Origin of the sequence: Janthinobacterium paucivorans (genome assembly GCF_051380805.1) — a bacterium.
GTDB classification, from domain to species: domain Bacteria; phylum Pseudomonadota; class Gammaproteobacteria; order Burkholderiales; family Burkholderiaceae_D; genus Janthinobacterium; species Janthinobacterium lividum_D.
Window position 1 is genome coordinate 90605 of sequence record NZ_JBNYXR010000006.1, and the last position, 15463, is coordinate 106067.

A 15463-nucleotide genomic window follows, 5' to 3' on the forward strand; every position below is an offset into this window, starting at 1 on the left:
CATTCACCAAAAAAAGAGGGGCTTGTGTCGCGGACATCCAACGGGATGACTACCTCACCAGCCGCACGCCCGACGTCGGCGACGCAATCCCCATTAGCTTGCCTTTGCAGTGGGAGCAGGATTCCGCAGACGCCTGGGCGCTGTCGAGCGGGGCAAGCAATGCATGCCTTTGATGCTATTTTTTCGTGTAAATTCGATCTACAGCAAATGACGATCCACTCGGGTCCAGTGAAAAAAGCTGATTCCCTTGGAGGTACAACCCGCCAGATGCGGTTTTTGCAGGCTGCGTACCGCTATCCATAATGCAAGTGCTGGAACCGCCACCAAAATCTATGCACCACTGAGGCTTGCCGTCTTTTATTGTGCGCACGACGCCGGGCCCAACGATCTGCATCGAGAGGGAAGGCGCCGAAGAATTTACCTTGTCAACCTTAATTGTGGTTGGCGCGCTGTTTGCGGACAGTTGAACTGATGCATCTACCGTGCCTGCGTGCGATGCGGTGAAATTCGCACTCAATGTCTCGGTACCAAGGATGGTTCCCGTGCAGCCAGCCAATGAGAAATACTCGGTCTTCGTTGATATCTCCAGCGATCCATTTGTGCCGAGCGTGAATGTCGCCGTTTCGCGCTCACGAACATCGCAGCCAGATTGCCACACCCCGACGTATGCTGCTAGCTGCGCTGGAGCTGGAGCTGGAGCTGGAGCTGGAGCGGGTTCGGGTGATGATCCGCCACCACCGCATCCGGCCACCAATGCCGATGTTGCGCAAAGCGCGATAAGTTTTTTCATTTTTTGTAGCCTGAGATATCGGCAAGGATGCGTGCCGTTGCGCCACGCCATTGTAGCAATATTGCCAACATGAAATCTAACGAATAGTCACCACTCGATCACAGGCCACCTGTTCCGCTGCGGTCGCGCACCCGGCCAATCACTGCAATGTGCTCATGCACTAGCTGTGGCGGCACTTCCTCATCCTTGAATAGTGGGTTGACGCTGCGCAGTGTCAGCGTGCCATCTAGTTTTCGGAAAAGATACTTCACGCGCAACTCGTCGCCATATCGAATGGCGTACATTTTTCCGTCTATGATGGTCGTCTCATCCGTATTGACAAGGATGGTATCGCGGTCAAATAGCATCGGCTCCATGCTTTCGCCGGAAACGCGGAAGCGGCGCACGCGATCGGGTCTGATGCCATACTTTTGAAACCAGGAGAGGCGGTAGCTGGCCGGCTCCTGATCTTCGATCAACTCATACATGGCCGTGCGGCCATTGCCTGCGGCAAATTCGATCCGCGATTCCGGGATTAGAACCACGTCATCGCCCTGGGGGTCGTCTGGATGGAAAGCTGTCACGGTCGATATATCTCCGCTGCCATGGGCGCTCATTTCGCCCTTCCCGTACAGTATCCATCCGGGGGCGACATCCAAAATCGCGCACACCTTGACCAGGTTGTCGCCCTTGATTTCTTGTGTTGCGCCCGATTCCCATTGGGTAATTGTGGGCGCAGACACGCCGACCATCTTCGCAAAGTCACTTTTCTTAATATTTTTTGCAGTACGAGCCTGCGTCAGTCTTCTATTCCAGTTCATTAAGCAACCTTAATACAGATCATGTTAAGCGTGAAAATTTTGCTTGCGCTTAAATTTAAGCGCGCTTAAAATAGGGAAATGGAAAAACAACTTACGCCTGACGAGATCATTGATGCCATAGGCGGGACATCGGTAGTTGCTGAACTGTGCGACGTAAGCGACGCTGCGGTTTCGCAGTGGAGAACTGCGGATGGCGGGATTCCTAAATCACGCTTGATGTTCTTGCGGCTGGCGCGCCCTAAAGTATTCGCCTCGCTTGATGCGATCCGAAAATCGAAATCTAAGGACGAATCGCCTTCCCGCGCAAATACACGCCGCGCCGCCAACCTCACCCCCGAAGAAGGCCGTGCCAGCCGCCAGCCTCCCGCGACGAACCGCATCTTTGACACCGTGCCAGATCACGCTGCTGTCGGCATCGACGCGCAGGGGAAGGCATGAGCTGGCTGCCCTCATTGTTCCGGCGCCCGCTGGTGATCGCGCCCATTGCCGTCTGCGCTGGGGATGATCTTGTCGTTTCGCTGCGGGATCGGCTCGATTCGGACGATGCATTTGCGCTCCTCGACGCACTTAAGCAGCAGTTCCCCGCCACGACCATCCACTTGCTCACCGGATTTGGTGACGTTCAAGTACAGCGGCACGATGGCGGCGGCAACGGCGCAAGTGGCGAGGATCGTCGTGATCCACCACTTCCAGTTGGCGATCCAGCCCTCGGCAAACCAGCTTCGCGCATAGCGAAAGCGCGTGAGCAGGGAGACGTTGCGGTGATTACCCTGGCAACCCAGTTCCGGTTGGTAGCCGTCTACATCCCGCCAAAGCAGCAAAGCGATTTTGTCTCGCAAGCCCATGTCAACCCTTTGAAAGCGTAAAAATGAATAACAAACAAGCAATTTCCACCGCACTGAGCGCACTTACTGCTGCCGCCATGACGCGCTGCGCAACGACTGACCTTCCGGCGCTGCTGGAACTGCACAACACCGCTGCCAATGCCGTGAGCGCATTGCCTGACGCTGGGCCGCTGACGGGCGGCGGAAGTTCCTGCGCTGAATTCGTCGCCAGCACCCTGGTCGCCGACGACACGCCAGCCCTGATCCTGGCCGAGCTGCGCAAGCACACGGCGTTGCTCGAAGTGCTGGGCAAGCAGGGCGATACCGCCTGGGTAAGCGCCGCCGCGTACTGTGATGCTGCGCCGATACGCATTGCGCCCGCCACGCCGGCAGATTCCAGCCCATTCGATCCAGTTTTCGAGTGCGAAGAAAAAGACGGCAAGCTCATCGCCACCATTTCACTTCGCCCTGGCGCTTGCGCATACCTGGTCAACGCCGTCGGCCCGCGCTCGCCTGCAATCAAATTTTCAGTGGATGGACCGAAGCACGTCCAGGTCGCGCCACTGGTTGAGATATTGCCCTGATCGTGATGAGCGCCTTCATTTCGCCATCTTCGTCCGGCACCACGGCAAAGAGCCGAGATTCCACTTTCAGTGAATACGTCTCGCCATCGTGCTCGATCAGCACCAAGTCGCCAACTACCGGAAGCGGGACGCCGGGCGGCCAAGGGATTGATTTTTTGTTCTCGATAAATAAAGAAGCTGCGTATTGATTTTCGTCCATGGGGGATTTCTTCGTAAGTTGTTGAGTGGAATTGACAATTTAACATGCTGGAATCTCTCGCCATTTTGTTGTAGCACCCACACCACCGAAGTCCTGTAACCCGACCAATAGGAAAAATTATGAAAACTACCCGCGATATCGTAGTGAAAACCCGCTTCAACGCCGATGAATACGTTTCGTTTGCCGCCAAGTGCCTGGCCGCCGATATCCCGCAAAGCAAGGTGCTGCGCGATCTTGCTATCCCGTGGCCTGGCATCGATAAGACAAAGGATATACGGCCCATCGTGATTATTCAAAGACCCGTCAAGGGCCCGCGCAAGACCCACTTTCCGGGCCCGCAGATTAATCACGGCGTGTCGCCGCACCGATCGGCGTTGTTTTAAAGGGTTTCGCGTGGTGCGCTCGAAGCCGACCGGCATGGTCGACTAAACCTGAAAACGCAGGAGGGCTGATGCAGCCACAACACGGAAGTGACCCATGACCGTGACCGCAGATGAGGAAAAGATCATCCAGCGGGCGCGGCGGTGGGATGAAACAAGAAAGGCGAAGGCTCTTGCGGCAAGGAATGGATCGTCGCCGCAAGAGAAAGCGCAGCTGGACAGGGCGCACTGGGTAGCAGGCAACGAGTTGAGCGAAGCGATTGAAAAGACTCTCAAGCCGCCATAACGAACCGGCACTCGACAGCTACAGCATCGCACGGCCGGAAACGGCCATTTTAATCACCATCAATTAGGAATATGACATGAGCCAAACAAATCGCTCGCTCGATAACGCCAGCGGCAACAACAAACTGCTCAACGCCGTCATGGCGAAGCTGGGCCTGAAGACTGATGCGGCGCTGTCGCGCGCGCTCGAAGTCGCGCCGCCGGTCATCAGCAAGATTCGCCACGGCCGCCTGGATATCGGCGCCACGATGCTGATCCGCGCGCATGAAGTCAGCGATATCGCAATCCGCGAGCTCAAGGCTATCGCCATGCCAGCCGCGCCAGAGGTGGCAGTTTGACCCGGACGACGATGCAGGCGGAAGGCGGCGTGCTGGCGCAGGCCAATCAGGCCGGCCAAGTGCACAAGCAGTTCGATCCGGACCCGAACTACGTCCGACCGCACGACCCGGACCCCGGCCACGTCCGCGCGCTGACGCACTACAGCTCGATGCTGCAGGAACTGCAAGGCCAGAAATGAAAAAAGCCAGCTGGCAGGCTGGCTTCTGTAAAACTTTACGTGAGGAAACACGATGGAAATGATTATACCACCAGGCGGTTTGCTGATGACCAGCGTCGAAATTGCGGCGCTGACCAGCAAACGTCATGACCAGGTGCTGCGCACGGCCCGCGACTTGGCCGCGCAGGGCATAACACAATCTGTGGAATGCCAGTACCGCGCAACAATTGGCGGCCGCGAGTATCCAATGCACCAGCTGACCAAGCGCGATTCCCTCGTCCTGGTTGCGCGCCTGTCGCCCGAGTTCACTGGCCGCATCGTTGATCGCTGGATGGAGCTGGAAGCGGTCATCGCGGTGCCAGCCATCAAAACGCCTACAACTTTCAGCGCCGCGCTACGTTTGGCCGCAGAGCAGGCCGAAATCATCGAAGAACAAGCAGCCAAAATCGCCGGTGACGCGCCGAAGGTTTTGTTTGCTGAAACAATCCGCGCCATCGATGGCGTGTGCCACATCGACAAGGTAGGCAAGATGATCGGCATCGGGCGCACCAAGCTTTTCAGGCGCCTGCGCGAGGATCATATTCTGATCGAGGGCAGCCGCATGCCGTATCAGAAATACATCGACAAGGGCTATTTCACCGTCATCGAGGGAAGCCCGTACAAGGATAGCAAGGGCGTCGAGCATCCGACGTTCACCGCCATGGTGACCGGCGCTGGCCAGGTCTTCCTGGTACGGAAGTATGCAAAAATCGGGGGTGCTGAATCATGAATGTCCGTCCAAATTCAAAAGCACCTGCTTCGTCGGTAGACGTGCAAGCCCTCGTAGCGCTGCTCGCCATCGGCCAGCTTGCGATCGATCACAGCCGAGCCATCAATGCCGTCGATATGGCTAAGCATCAATACCATGACGCGATCCGCGACTACGAGTGCGGCGAGGGTCATATCAACATCAATGGCCCGGATGGCGAGGAATTAAAGGCCGCAACCGCCATCGAATACGCCGCCTACCTAGCCGCAAAGCGCGCTGCCTACAACATCAAGCGCCGCCTGGACAATGCTTGCCGGAAGGCGGTGAGCCAATGAGCGCCATCCGCAATTCCGCCAAAGCCGACTTGGCCGCCGAAATCCTGGCCGCAATCCCCCAGTCGCGCCCAGTCGCGCCAGCCCCGGCTAAGCGGCGCACCACAGCTACCGAGCGCCGCGTCAAGCAGACGAAAGCACTGATCGCTGAGTTCGCGACGCGAGAAATGATAGTGGATGAGGTCTGCTTCTTCCTCGGATTCTCACATTCCGGTGCGCGCAAGTACGTCAAGACCCTGCGCAACGCCGGCGTGATCGAGCTGGCGCGCTACATCGGCGGCACAGCGAGCTACATCGGCAAGCCGTCATTCCAACTGAGCGACGACCAGGGCGTCGTGGACGCTTTCATCGCCACACTGTCGGAGCCGAGAGTTGCGGCGCAGCGCAGCACCGTACCGCCAGCGGTCAAGGACCGCAAGCCGGAGGTGCCCGGCCGCCACTTGCACATCATGGGTGACGATGTGCCTTACTCGGTGCGCGCCTGGTGCGGGACGCCGACGCGCGATCCACTGGTAGCGGCGTTTTTCGGCCCAGCTGGCGCGGAGGTGCGTCCATGAAGCGCGATTCCTTCACATTATCCCTCGACTTGGGCAATGAGCTCATCATCGACAACTTCGCCGGCGGCGGCGGGACCAGCACCGGCCTGGAGCAGGCATTCGGTCGTCCGGTCGACATCGCCATCAACCATGACCCCGAAGCTCTGGCCATGCACGCGGCGAACCATCCGCACACCACGCACCTGTGCGAGAGCGTGTGGGACGTCGACCCGATCAAGGTGACGGGAAACCGACCAGTGGGCCTGGTCTGGTTGTCGCCTGACTGTAAGCATTTCAGCAAGGCCAAGGGTGGCAAGCCGGTCGAAAAACGCATCCGTGGCCTGGCCTGGGTGGCGCTGCGCTGGGCAGCCAAGTGCAAGCCGCGCGTGATCATGCTAGAAAACGTCGAGGAATTCAAAACGTGGGGACCGCTGCTGGTCGAAGCCGACGGCAGCGCCAAACCGGACCCGGCCAAGAAGGGCAAGACCTTCGATAGCTTCATTCGCCAACTGCGTGCGCAGGGCTATGCGGTCGAGTTCCGCGAAATGCGCGGCTGCGACCACAACACGCCCACCATTCGCAAGCGTTTCTTCCTAGTGGCGCGCCGTGACGGTATTGCCATCAAATGGCCAGAGCCTACGCATGGTGCGCCTGGCAGCATCGGTGTGCGCGCCGGCAAGCTGCTGCCGTACCGCACGGCGGCCGAGTGTATCGACTTCAGCCTGCCTTGCCCGTCGATCTTCGAGCGCGACAAGCCGCTGGCACCGGCCACGCTGCGCCGCATCGCCAAGGGCATCATGCGCTACGTCGTCGACGCGGACGATCCGTTCATCGTCGGCGCCGGCGGCCCAGCACGCGCTGACGAGCCGCGCCCAACTGCCAGGCCGTTCGGCACGCTGCTGGCGTGCAACGACAGCTATTTCTGCGCGCCGACCATCGTCCCGGTAACGCACCAGGGCGGCGACCGCACGGAATCGATAGGTGAGCCGTTCCGCACTATCACCGGCGCGCACCGCGGCGAGAAGGCGCTGGGCGTGGCCACGCTGGTGCAGACTGGATATGGCGAGCGGCCGGCGCTGTACCACTGCAAGGCTTGTGGTGACAAATTTCACGACCAGCACGCTACCTGCGTCGGCGGATTGGCGCCCGCCGAATGCCCGCGCTGCGGGGAGGAGGAAAACGTCATGCTGGTGCGCGCGGCGCAGGAGCCGCGTGCGCTTGATATTGAAAAGCCGCTGGGCACAGTCGTCGGCGAGAGCAAGCATGCGCTGGTATCTGCCGTGCTGGTCGATGCCGCCCATGGTGAGGTATCGCCCGGCGGTGTAAAGCGCTGGGGCACCGGGGCGCATGACGTCGAGGCCCCACTGGGTACCGTGACGGCCAGCGGCAACAAGGCGGTGGCCACAGCGTTCCTGGCCAAACATTACACGGGCGTCGTGGGGTCCGACCTAGCCGATCCTATCGGCACGGTCACCGCATGCGATCACCACAGCCTAGTAACGGCATTCTTAACCGAGCACGCCAACGCGAGCAATCAGCGCGTGATGCCGGCCGACGAGCCGCTGCGCACCATCTGCGCCCAGGTCAAGGGCGGGCACTTCAGCGTGGTGTCGGCGCATATCCAGCGTGACATGGGCGCCAGCGTCGGCCACGCCGCTGATGCGCCGCTAGGCACGGTCACGGCTGGAGGGGGCGGCAAGTCCGCGCTGGTTACGAGCAACATGATCAAGCTGCGCGGCACCAGCACGGCGGCTGGTACCGACGAGCCGCTGGGCACGGTCAGCGCCGGCGGCCAGCACCACGCCGAGGTGCGTGCGTTCCTGCTGAGCTACTACGGCACGGACCAAGCGCCCGAGATCAACGGGCCCCTGGCCACCGTCACGAGCCGTGACCGCTTCGGCCTGGTGACGATCCACGGCCAGGATTACCAGATCGTGGATATCGGCCTGCGCATGCTGCAGCCGCGCGAACTATTCCGGGCCCAGGGCTTCCCTGACGACTACATCATCGGCGACGACCCAGCGCAGGGCCTGAAACTGACGAAGAGCGCTCAGGTGCGCATGTGCGGCAATTCGGTGTGCCCGCCCATGGCTAAAGCGCTGATTGTCGCCAACTTCGCGCATGAGCGTGAGATTGCGAGGTTCGCATGATGTACGACCTCTCCCGCGTGGAACGCCAGCACCTGGCCAACCAGGTCGCGCCAGACTTTTCGCTAATCCGCAAGCGCTGCGCCTGCGGCAAGGCCAGTACCGCCAAGCAGCTGGACCAGCACGGCAAATGCGCCGCCTGCGCGCTGGCCGCCATCCGTGACGCCATCACGCCTGGCGACTTCGCCAAGCTGCAGCACATGCTGGGCGCCGTGCCGGAACGCCGGAAATATCACTGGGGTTTGCGTAATTACTACTGCGCCAACATTTCTGGTACTGCGCGGGAAGCGATGCAGCGCCTGGTCGATGCCGGCCTGGCCATTGTCGGCCACGAAAGCGAAACGCAGGCCTACTTCCACGCCACCCGCCTGGGCTGCAAGGCTGCCGGTCTCGATAGTGCTGGCATCAAGCGCGCGATGGAGGATTGACAATGAACCAGTCCGAATTATTCGCGGCCGGCATCGCGCAGCTGCCCGAGCAAATCATCAACTTAATCGCACGCGGCGCAGTCTTCGTGATTAATCACAGTGGTGGCAAGGATAGCCAGGCCATGTACCTGATGCTGCGCGACCTGGTGCCGGCTGCGCAGCGCGTCATCGTGCACGCCGATCTGGGTGAAGTCGAATGGCCAGGCGCGGTTGATCACATCAAGGCGACGACCGCCGGCGAGCCACTGCACGTCTGCAGTTCCCGGCGAGGCCTGCTGCAGATGATCGAGGAACGTGGCATGTTCCCATCGCCATCGCAGCGCCAGTGCACGAGCGACCTGAAGCGCGGGCCGATCGAGCGCACCGTTCGCGCCGTCACGCGCGAACGCAAGGCGGACGGCATCGAAGCGTGGGGCTTGGTCGTCAACTGCATGGGCATGCGCGCCGAGGAATCGCCGGGGCGCTCCAAATTGACGCCATTCAAGCGGCACGAGGGCAATAGCAAGGCTGGCCGCGAGTGGTACGACTGGCTGCCGATCCACGACTGGACCACTGGCGATGTATTTGCCCACATCGCGGCCGCCGGCCAGTCGCCGCACTGGGTTTATGCCGCAGGCATGTCGCGCTTCTCGTGTTGTTTTTGCATCATGAGTAACAAGGCTGACTTGACGACGGCTGCGCGCCTGAACCCTGACCTTTATCGGCGGTATATCGAACTAGAGCGCAGCACCGGCCAAGTGATGATGATGCCAAGCAAAAAACATGGCAGGCAGACGCTTGAGCAAATCACTGGCGTGATGGCAGGCGAGGGGGCGATCGTATGAAGCGCACCCCCATGAAGCCCGGCAAGCCCCTGGCGCGCACGCCATTCAAGCGCCAATCACCAGCAGCCAGCACCGGCATGCTCTCCGTGCAGTCGCACCAGCGCACGGCGCCGGCAAAGAAGGCGAAGCTGAAATCAAAGGAACTCGCCGTCACCGCCGCCGAAAAGCTGATGTGGACTCGCCTGGCGGCGCTTGGCTGCATCGCCTGCATGAAGGATGGCAACTTCAATCCGCACGTCAGCATCCACCACGTCGATGGCCGTACGAAGCCTGGCTGCCACCAGCTCGTGTTGCCACTTTGCGCCGGTCACCACCAGGATGGCACCGGAGAAGACAAGACGATGCTGGCCATTCACCCCTGGAAGGCTCGCTTTGAGCGGCGCTACGGCACCCAGGCGGAGCTGATGGCGGTGTGCGCGCATGCCTTGAACAAAAAACGGCCAGCCGCTGCGGCGGCGGCCACCACGCAAAATATTACGGAGAAAGCATGAGCGCATTTAGCCCACAAGAGCAAAAACACCTGAAAGAAGTTGCGTACAGCGAATTCCTGCACGCAAAGATCAAGCTGGCCCAGCGCAAGGGCTTCGACGTGCCGCTGGCCGATATCCATCCTGGACTGAAGCCGCATACCCGTGACATCGTGCGTTGGGCGCTCGCCGGCGGCCAGCGCGCCATCTTCGCCTCGTTCGGCCTGCACAAGACCAGTACCAACCTGGAAGTGATGCGCCAGATCGGCATCCACCGGCCGGGCGGCATTCGCGGCATCGTCGCGCCGCTGGGCGTGCGTCAGGAGTTCTCGCGCGAGGTGGCGAAGCGCTTCACTGGCGATCAGGCGGTCGACCTGCGCTTCATTCGCACCGATGCGGAAATCGATGATCCGGCCACGATCTACATGACGAACTACGAATCGGTCCGTGAAGCCAAGGTCGACGTGACGAAGTGGCAGGCGTCCGGACTGGACGAGGCCAGCGTACTGCGCAGCTACGGCAGCAAGACGTACCAGGAATTCTTGCCGATGTTCGATGGCGTCGAGTTTAAATTTGTCTACACGGCCACGCCGAGCCCGAACCGCTTTAAGGAGCTGATCCACTATGCCGGCTACCTGGGCGTGATGGATACGGGCCAGGCCCTGACGCGCTTCTTCCAGCGCGACAGCGAGAAGGCCGGCAATCTAACCCTTTATCCGCATAAAGAGCAGGAATTCTGGCTGTGGGTGGCCAGCTGGGCTGTTTTCATCCAGCGCCCGAGCGACCTGGGCCACTCGGACGAGGGCTATGATCTGCCCGCGTTGGACGTGCGCTTTCACGAGGTGCCAAGCAATTACAGCACGGCCGGCGCCGAAAAGAACGGCCAGGGCCTGCTGATCCCGAACGTAGCCATGGGGCTGTCGGCCGCCGCAGGCGAGAAGCGCGATAGCATGGCCGCGCGCGTCGCCAAGGTTGCCGAGATCATGGCTGCAGATCCTGAAGATCACTTCCTGATCTGGCACGACCTCGAGGACGAGCGCCATGCCATTCAGGCAGCTATGCCGGGCGTGGTGAGCGTGTGGGGCACGCAGGACCTGGACCAGCGCGAACAGCGCATCGCTGATTTCAGCGACGGCAAGATCAAGGACCTGTCGACCAAGCCGATCATTGCCGGCAGCGGCTGCAACTTCCAGGTGCATTGCCACCGTGAGATTTTCGCCGGCATTGGCTTCAAATTTAACGATTTCATCCAGGCTATTCACCGGGTCCAGCGCTTCCAGCAGCCGCACGCGGTCCGGATCGACATCATCCACACGGAAGTCGAGCGCAAAGTGCTGGCCGACCTTATGGAGAAATGGCGCCGCCACGACGAAATGCAGGCCAAGATGGGGCAAATCATCCGCGCCTACGGCCTGGACCAGCTGTCGATGCAGGATTCGCTGGCGCGCACCATTGGCGTCGAGCGCGCCGTGGTAGCCGGTGAGCGCTTTTCGGTGGCAAATAACGATTGCGTGCTCGAAGCCATGCAGCAGCCGGAAAACTCGGTCGGCATGATCATCACCAGCGTCCCGTTCGCCAACCATTACGAATACACGCCTAGCTATAACGATTTCGGCCATACCCAGGACAATGACCACTTCTGGGCGCAGATGGATTTCCTGACGCCTGAATTGTTGCGCATCCTGCAGCCGGGCCGCATCTACGCTTGCCACGTCAAAGACCGCATTAATTTCGGCAACGTGACCGGCGCCGGCGTGCCCACCGTCAGCCCGTTTCATGCCGAGGCGCTGTTCCACGGCATCAAGCATGGCTTCGACTACATGGGCATGATCACGGTCGTGACTGACGTCGTGCGCGAAAACAACCAGACCTACCGCCTGGGCTATTCCGAGGTGTGTAAGGACGGCACGAAGATGGGCGTCGGCTCGCCTGAATACATTTTGCTGTTCCACAAGCCACAGACGGACCGCTCACGCGGCTATGCCGACACGCCAGTCACCAAGGCCAAGCCGATGTGCCAGGACGATGCAGGCGATCGCATCCCCTTCGACCGCAAGGCTGCACCGATTCCCGGTACCGGTTACAGCGTGGCACGCTGGCAGGTCGACGCGCATGCGTTCTGGCGCTCGAGCGGCGACCGCCTGCTGGGTGCGGCCGAGCTGGCCAGCTTCGGCCCGGGCAAGTTGGCGAAGCTGTTCACCAGCATGTCGTTGGACAACGTCTATAACTACGAGTACCACGTCGCGGTCGGCGAGGCGCTGCTGGCCGGCAAGGCACTGCCTGCTGATTACCTCAGCCTGGCGCCTGGCAGCGCCGACCCGGCCGTGTGGCACGACATCGTGCGTATGCGCACCCTGAACGGCGAGCAGTCGGCGCGCGCGGTCGAAAAGCATGTTTGCCCGTTCCAGATCGATATCGTTGACCGGCTGATCGGCCGCTACAGCAACCCGGGCGAGGTGATCTACGACCCGTTCTGTGGTCTGGGTACCGTGCCCGTGCGCGCGATGAAGCTGGGCCGCCGCGGCGCCGGCAGCGAACTGAACCCGGCATATTTCACCGACCAGGTGCACTACTGCCAAGCCATGGAGCGCGAAGTCAGCATGCCCACGTTGTTCGATATGGAACTGATGGACGAGGAGAATGCAAAGTGACGCGCGCAAATTTCAGTGAATTCGTGCTTGGCGCCATGCCCGGCACCAAGGCCGAGATCGTTATCAAGTCAGGAGTCAGCCAGGCAGCCGTGTTGCGGTGGGTTCGCCTGCTGCACGCCGGGCGCAAAATTTACATCGTCAGCTGGAAACCGCACCCGCGCGCCGGCGCCGCTATGGCGGTGTATGCCGTGGGTGATCTGCCGGACGCGCCATGCAAACTGCAGCACCTGACCAAGCGCCAGGTTCGCCTGCGCTTCGAGGCCAAGGCCAAGCAGGACGGCCGCTGGGACTCGATGAAGGCGCGCTGGCGCAGCAAGTACTGGATCCGCAAGGCGGGCGCCGTCGGCGATCCGTTGGTGGCTGCGCTGTTCGGCGCGCGTGCGCAGGAGGCTCGCCCATGATCCATTATCACGGGCTACCAATTACACCGGCCACGGCCGCCGTGCGCGCCGTCAGCGGCGGGCATGCCTTCGTTTCCTTCCGCCATCCAGACCAACTGACCATCGCCCTGGAAGTGGCGCAGTCGTTCGCCGTCGACAACGGGGCGTTCTCGGCCTGGCGCAGCGGCCAGCCCATCACTGACTGGTCGTTATTCTACGAATGGGTGGGCGAGTTGCACCGCTACCCGAATTTCGATTTCGCGGTAATTCCGGACGTCATCGACGGCGACGAGGCGGCCAACGACGCGCTGCTGGCCGAGTGGCCATGGCGCACGTCGGCGCCGCATGTCGGCGCGCCGGTATGGCACTTGCACGAATCGCTGGGCCGCCTGGACTGCCTCGTCAACGAATGGCCGCGCATCTGCCTTGGCAGTTCGGGCGAGTTTGCGCAGATCGGTACACCGGCTTGGTGGACGCGCATGGCGCAGGCTATGGATGTCATCTGCGATAAATCTGGCAGGCCTGCCTGCAAGCTGCACGGCCTGCGTATGCTCGACCCAGCTATCTTCTCGCGCTTCCCGTTCGCCAGTGCCGACAGCACGAACATCGGGCAAAACGTGGGTATCGATTCGGCCTGGCGCGGCACCTACACGCCGCCAACCAAGGAGGCGAGGGCGGCAATCATGCGCGAGCGGATCGAGTCGCACCAGGCGCTCACTTTCTGGAACCGCAAGACGGCACCGATTCAAGAATCACTGTTTATGGAGGCCCGACCTTGAACTACTTCGAGCACCATATTGGCGACTACGACAAGAATACCTCGCACCTATCCGCCTGCGAGGACGGGATCTATTGCCGCATGATTCGACGCTACCTCGACAAGGAATTGCCACTCGATCCGGACGCTGAGGAAATAAAACGTGTCGTCCGCGCACGCAGCCGCGAAGAAAAAAAAGCGGTTGACGTCGTTCTCAAAGAGTTTTTTTCTCTCGCTGCCGATGGCTGGCACCACAAAACCTGCGACGAAATTATCTTCGCATTCCAGGCCGGCGAGCCAGAGCGAGAAGCAAAGAAAGCGAACGAGGAAACACGCATGAGGCGGCATAGAGACGAGCGTGCAGCCCTGTTTGCGCAGCTTACGGCAGCTGGGCAGCACGCTGCCTGGAATATCGGAATCAAGGAACTCCGAGCGATGGCGGGTGCGTTGCAGTCCCCGAAAAGCTCGAAACCTGAAACGCCACCTGTAACGGCACCTGCAACGCCTGCAACGGCTACCCAAACACCAATACCCAATACCCAATCACCAATATATAAAACCTTGTCGGAGAAAATCCCCGACGCGGCGATTCCAACGGTGCCTGTGGTCGATATCAAGGAAGTCAGGGAGAAGCGCAAGCACAGCGCTGACGACGAGAAGTGCGCCCGTTGGCTGTTCGGCCGGGTGCTGGCGAACAATGCCGCTGCAAAGCAGCCGAACTTCGAGGGCTGGGCCGATGATGTGCGTCTGCTGCGCGAGCGGGACAAGCGCACCCACGCGGAAATCTGCGAACTTTTCCAATGGGCCCAGGGAGACGCGTTCTGGTGCTCGAACATCCTCTCGCCGGCAAAGTTGCGCGAGAAGTGGGATCAACTGACGATGAAACGAACGCCTTTGGGCGGAAAGACGGCACAGCATGGAAACTTTGGCAAGCAGGATTACCACAAGGGCGTTGGGGCAGATGGCACCTTTTGAAGGCAAGAAGCGCTACGCCAGCGCGCAGATCGAGCGGTGCCCGATGCACGGCGAGTACACGGCAATGCTGATTCGCGGCGCCTGGTCCGCGTGCCCGGATTGCATGAACGTCGAGGACCAGGTACGCGAGGCCGAGCAGCGCGCCGAATGGCGCCAGGAGCTCAAGGCGCGCGAATGGAGCGCCAAGCTCGGCCGTGCCGCCATTCCCGAGCGCTTCACTGATCGCCGCCTCGAATCGTACCGGCCGGATTGCCCTGGCGCCGAGCGTGCGCTGGCCGTGGCCACCCGGTACGCCGAGAACTTCGAAGACGCCCGGGCCACTGGCGCATGCCTGATCTTCGCTGGCGATGTCGGCACCGGCAAGACCCACCTGGCCGTGGGCATTGCCCACCACATCATGGCGCAAGGGCGCCAGGCGGTCTTCACGTCGGTGATGCGCGCGGTGCGCTCCGTCAAGGAAACCTACGGCAAAGGCGCCGGGCGCACCGAGGCCCAGGCCATTCGCGACCTGGTCGACCCTGATCTGCTGATCCTCGACGAGGTGGGCGTGCAGCACGGCAGCGACACGGAAAAGCTGATCCTGTTCGAGATCATCAACGGACGCTACGAGGCAGCGCGCCCGACCATCGTCATCAGCAACCTCGACGCGGCCGGCCTGGAGCAGTTCCTGGGAGCGCGCGCATTCGACCGATTGCGCGAGGGCGGCGGCAGGCTGGTGGTCTTCGATTGGGAGTCGCACAGGGGGAAACGCCCGAGCGTCCAGGCTGCGAATGCCGCTCAGGATTTGCCAGAGGCACCGCCGCACTGCGCAAGGGCCATGGCCGCTACGAAGTGACGTACCCATCAAAAAAAACGGCTTA

Annotated in this window: 22 protein-coding genes; 18 read left to right on the forward strand and 4 right to left on the reverse strand. The window is 61.0% G+C overall.

Annotation, left to right across the window (positions count from 1 at the left end; translation table 11 throughout):
• Positions 1 to 175: 175 nt before the first annotated feature.
• Positions 176 to 790 (reverse strand): hypothetical protein, encoded by a 615-nt coding sequence (locus tag ACQ4V8_RS09365; protein WP_436571300.1) that lies wholly within the window; start codon positions 788 to 790, stop codon positions 176 to 178.
• A gap of 98 nt (positions 791 to 888) precedes the next feature.
• Complete coding sequence (locus ACQ4V8_RS09370; protein WP_436571301.1) at positions 889 to 1590, reverse strand: LexA family transcriptional regulator; 702 nt, start codon at positions 1588 to 1590, stop codon at positions 889 to 891.
• Between the two features lie 78 nt (positions 1591 to 1668).
• On the opposite strand from ACQ4V8_RS09370, the gene ACQ4V8_RS09375 reads away from it, so the two are divergent.
• The gene (locus ACQ4V8_RS09375; protein ID WP_436571302.1) at positions 1669 to 2028 is read left to right on the forward strand and encodes a helix-turn-helix domain-containing protein; all 360 of its coding nucleotides are present in this window, start codon (positions 1669 to 1671) and stop codon (positions 2026 to 2028) included.
• A gap of 11 nt (positions 2029 to 2039) precedes the next feature.
• Here the strand turns inward: ACQ4V8_RS09375 and ACQ4V8_RS09380 are convergent, their stop codons facing one another.
• Positions 2040 to 2435 (reverse strand): hypothetical protein, encoded by a 396-nt coding sequence (locus tag ACQ4V8_RS09380; protein WP_436571303.1) that lies wholly within the window; start codon positions 2433 to 2435, stop codon positions 2040 to 2042.
• A gap of 23 nt (positions 2436 to 2458) precedes the next feature.
• Between ACQ4V8_RS09380 and ACQ4V8_RS09385 the strand changes: the two genes are divergently transcribed.
• The gene (locus ACQ4V8_RS09385) at positions 2459 to 2998 is read left to right on the forward strand and encodes a hypothetical protein (protein ID WP_436571304.1); all 540 of its coding nucleotides are present in this window, start codon (positions 2459 to 2461) and stop codon (positions 2996 to 2998) included.
• Here the strand turns inward: ACQ4V8_RS09385 and ACQ4V8_RS09390 are convergent.
• Positions 2934 to 3197, reverse strand: coding sequence for a hypothetical protein (locus ACQ4V8_RS09390; protein WP_436571305.1), 264 nt, complete (start codon positions 3195 to 3197; stop codon positions 2934 to 2936). The two genes, ACQ4V8_RS09385 and ACQ4V8_RS09390, sit on opposite strands and share 65 nt — an antisense overlap.
• A 119-nt stretch (positions 3198 to 3316) precedes the next feature.
• Here ACQ4V8_RS09390 and ACQ4V8_RS09395 point away from each other — a divergent pair, with 119 nt between their 5' ends.
• From ACQ4V8_RS09395 to ACQ4V8_RS09470, 16 genes are all read left to right on the forward strand, one after another.
• Positions 3317 to 3580: a hypothetical protein gene (locus tag ACQ4V8_RS09395; protein WP_436571306.1), complete on the forward strand. Its 264-nt coding sequence runs from the start codon at positions 3317 to 3319 to the stop codon at positions 3578 to 3580.
• 94 nt (positions 3581 to 3674) lie between these two features.
• Positions 3675 to 3863 carry a hypothetical protein gene (locus ACQ4V8_RS09400; protein ID WP_436571307.1) on the forward strand — a complete coding sequence of 63 codons (189 nt, stop codon included), beginning with the start codon at positions 3675 to 3677 and terminating at the stop codon, positions 3861 to 3863.
• 76 nt (positions 3864 to 3939) lie between these two features.
• Positions 3940 to 4200 (forward strand): hypothetical protein, encoded by a 261-nt coding sequence (locus tag ACQ4V8_RS09405; protein WP_436571308.1) that lies wholly within the window; start codon positions 3940 to 3942, stop codon positions 4198 to 4200.
• Positions 4197 to 4379 carry a hypothetical protein gene (locus ACQ4V8_RS09410; RefSeq protein ID WP_436571309.1) on the forward strand — a complete coding sequence of 61 codons (183 nt, stop codon included), beginning with the start codon at positions 4197 to 4199 and terminating at the stop codon, positions 4377 to 4379. Before ACQ4V8_RS09405 ends, ACQ4V8_RS09410 begins: the two co-directional genes overlap by 4 nt.
• Positions 4380 to 4431: 52 nt before the next feature.
• Complete coding sequence (locus ACQ4V8_RS09415) at positions 4432 to 5127, forward strand: phage antirepressor KilAC domain-containing protein (protein ID WP_436571310.1); 696 nt, start codon at positions 4432 to 4434, stop codon at positions 5125 to 5127.
• A complete protein-coding gene (locus ACQ4V8_RS09420; protein WP_436571311.1) occupies positions 5124 to 5441 on the forward strand; it encodes a hypothetical protein in 318 nt (105 codons plus the stop codon). Before ACQ4V8_RS09415 ends, ACQ4V8_RS09420 begins: the two co-directional genes overlap by 4 nt.
• The gene (locus ACQ4V8_RS09425; protein WP_436571312.1) at positions 5438 to 5995 is read left to right on the forward strand and encodes an ArsR family transcriptional regulator; all 558 of its coding nucleotides are present in this window, start codon (positions 5438 to 5440) and stop codon (positions 5993 to 5995) included. Before ACQ4V8_RS09420 ends, ACQ4V8_RS09425 begins: the two co-directional genes overlap by 4 nt.
• The gene (locus ACQ4V8_RS09430; protein ID WP_436571313.1) at positions 5992 to 8124 is read left to right on the forward strand and encodes a DNA cytosine methyltransferase; all 2133 of its coding nucleotides are present in this window, start codon (positions 5992 to 5994) and stop codon (positions 8122 to 8124) included. The genes ACQ4V8_RS09425 and ACQ4V8_RS09430 overlap by 4 nt, the downstream gene beginning before the upstream one ends.
• Positions 8121 to 8549, forward strand: coding sequence for a hypothetical protein (locus ACQ4V8_RS09435; RefSeq protein ID WP_436571314.1), 429 nt, complete (start codon positions 8121 to 8123; stop codon positions 8547 to 8549). The genes ACQ4V8_RS09430 and ACQ4V8_RS09435 overlap by 4 nt, the downstream gene beginning before the upstream one ends.
• Positions 8550 to 8551: 2 nt before the next feature.
• A complete protein-coding gene (locus ACQ4V8_RS09440) occupies positions 8552 to 9373 on the forward strand; it encodes a phosphoadenosine phosphosulfate reductase domain-containing protein (protein ID WP_436571315.1) in 822 nt (273 codons plus the stop codon).
• Positions 9370 to 9864, forward strand: a complete 495-nt coding sequence (locus tag ACQ4V8_RS09445) for a Ref family recombination enhancement nuclease (protein ID WP_436571316.1) — start codon at positions 9370 to 9372, stop codon at positions 9862 to 9864. Before ACQ4V8_RS09440 ends, ACQ4V8_RS09445 begins: the two co-directional genes overlap by 4 nt.
• Positions 9861 to 12491, forward strand: a complete 2631-nt coding sequence (locus tag ACQ4V8_RS09450; protein WP_436571317.1) for a DNA methyltransferase — start codon at positions 9861 to 9863, stop codon at positions 12489 to 12491. Before ACQ4V8_RS09445 ends, ACQ4V8_RS09450 begins: the two co-directional genes overlap by 4 nt.
• Positions 12488 to 12892, forward strand: a complete 405-nt coding sequence (locus ACQ4V8_RS09455) for a hypothetical protein (protein WP_436571318.1) — start codon at positions 12488 to 12490, stop codon at positions 12890 to 12892. The genes ACQ4V8_RS09450 and ACQ4V8_RS09455 overlap by 4 nt, the downstream gene beginning before the upstream one ends.
• On the forward strand, positions 12889 to 13650 hold the full coding sequence (locus ACQ4V8_RS09460) for a hypothetical protein (protein ID WP_436571319.1): 762 nt from the start codon (positions 12889 to 12891) through the stop codon (positions 13648 to 13650). The genes ACQ4V8_RS09455 and ACQ4V8_RS09460 overlap by 4 nt, the downstream gene beginning before the upstream one ends.
• A complete protein-coding gene (locus ACQ4V8_RS09465) occupies positions 13647 to 14603 on the forward strand; it encodes a YdaU family protein (protein WP_436571320.1) in 957 nt (318 codons plus the stop codon). Before ACQ4V8_RS09460 ends, ACQ4V8_RS09465 begins: the two co-directional genes overlap by 4 nt.
• The gene (locus ACQ4V8_RS09470; RefSeq protein WP_436571321.1) at positions 14590 to 15438 is read left to right on the forward strand and encodes an ATP-binding protein; all 849 of its coding nucleotides are present in this window, start codon (positions 14590 to 14592) and stop codon (positions 15436 to 15438) included. Before ACQ4V8_RS09465 ends, ACQ4V8_RS09470 begins: the two co-directional genes overlap by 14 nt.
• The last annotated feature ends 25 nt before the right edge of the window (positions 15439 to 15463 follow it).

What these genes read in the sequence shown, in the direction of transcription:
- ACQ4V8_RS09385 (WP_436571304.1), top strand. Translation starts at nt 2,459, where the DNA reads ATGAATAACAAACAAGCAATTTCCACCGCACTGAGCGCACTTACTGCT.
- ACQ4V8_RS09395 (WP_436571306.1), top strand. Translation starts at nt 3,317, where the DNA reads ATGAAAACTACCCGCGATATCGTAGTGAAAACCCGCTTCAACGCCGAT.
- ACQ4V8_RS09435 (WP_436571314.1), top strand. Translation starts at nt 8,121, where the DNA reads ATGATGTACGACCTCTCCCGCGTGGAACGCCAGCACCTGGCCAACCAG.
- ACQ4V8_RS09380 (WP_436571303.1), bottom strand. Translation starts at nt 2,435, where the DNA reads ATGGGCTTGCGAGACAAAATCGCTTTGCTGCTTTGGCGGGATGTAGAC.
- ACQ4V8_RS09440 (WP_436571315.1), top strand. Translation starts at nt 8,552, where the DNA reads ATGAACCAGTCCGAATTATTCGCGGCCGGCATCGCGCAGCTGCCCGAG.
- ACQ4V8_RS09415 (WP_436571310.1), top strand. Translation starts at nt 4,432, where the DNA reads ATGGAAATGATTATACCACCAGGCGGTTTGCTGATGACCAGCGTCGAA.
- ACQ4V8_RS09375 (WP_436571302.1), top strand. Translation starts at nt 1,669, where the DNA reads ATGGAAAAACAACTTACGCCTGACGAGATCATTGATGCCATAGGCGGG.
- ACQ4V8_RS09365 (WP_436571300.1), bottom strand. Translation starts at nt 790, where the DNA reads ATGAAAAAACTTATCGCGCTTTGCGCAACATCGGCATTGGTGGCCGGA.
- ACQ4V8_RS09390 (WP_436571305.1), bottom strand. Translation starts at nt 3,197, where the DNA reads ATGGACGAAAATCAATACGCAGCTTCTTTATTTATCGAGAACAAAAAA.
- ACQ4V8_RS09400 (WP_436571307.1), top strand. Translation starts at nt 3,675, where the DNA reads ATGACCGTGACCGCAGATGAGGAAAAGATCATCCAGCGGGCGCGGCGG.
- ACQ4V8_RS09405 (WP_436571308.1), top strand. Translation starts at nt 3,940, where the DNA reads ATGAGCCAAACAAATCGCTCGCTCGATAACGCCAGCGGCAACAACAAA.
- ACQ4V8_RS09425 (WP_436571312.1), top strand. Translation starts at nt 5,438, where the DNA reads ATGAGCGCCATCCGCAATTCCGCCAAAGCCGACTTGGCCGCCGAAATC.
- ACQ4V8_RS09460 (WP_436571319.1), top strand. Translation starts at nt 12,889, where the DNA reads ATGATCCATTATCACGGGCTACCAATTACACCGGCCACGGCCGCCGTG.
- ACQ4V8_RS09445 (WP_436571316.1), top strand. Translation starts at nt 9,370, where the DNA reads ATGAAGCGCACCCCCATGAAGCCCGGCAAGCCCCTGGCGCGCACGCCA.
- ACQ4V8_RS09430 (WP_436571313.1), top strand. Translation starts at nt 5,992, where the DNA reads ATGAAGCGCGATTCCTTCACATTATCCCTCGACTTGGGCAATGAGCTC.
- ACQ4V8_RS09470 (WP_436571321.1), top strand. Translation starts at nt 14,590, where the DNA reads ATGGCACCTTTTGAAGGCAAGAAGCGCTACGCCAGCGCGCAGATCGAG.
- ACQ4V8_RS09420 (WP_436571311.1), top strand. Translation starts at nt 5,124, where the DNA reads ATGAATGTCCGTCCAAATTCAAAAGCACCTGCTTCGTCGGTAGACGTG.
- ACQ4V8_RS09450 (WP_436571317.1), top strand. Translation starts at nt 9,861, where the DNA reads ATGAGCGCATTTAGCCCACAAGAGCAAAAACACCTGAAAGAAGTTGCG.
- ACQ4V8_RS09370 (WP_436571301.1), bottom strand. Translation starts at nt 1,590, where the DNA reads ATGAACTGGAATAGAAGACTGACGCAGGCTCGTACTGCAAAAAATATT.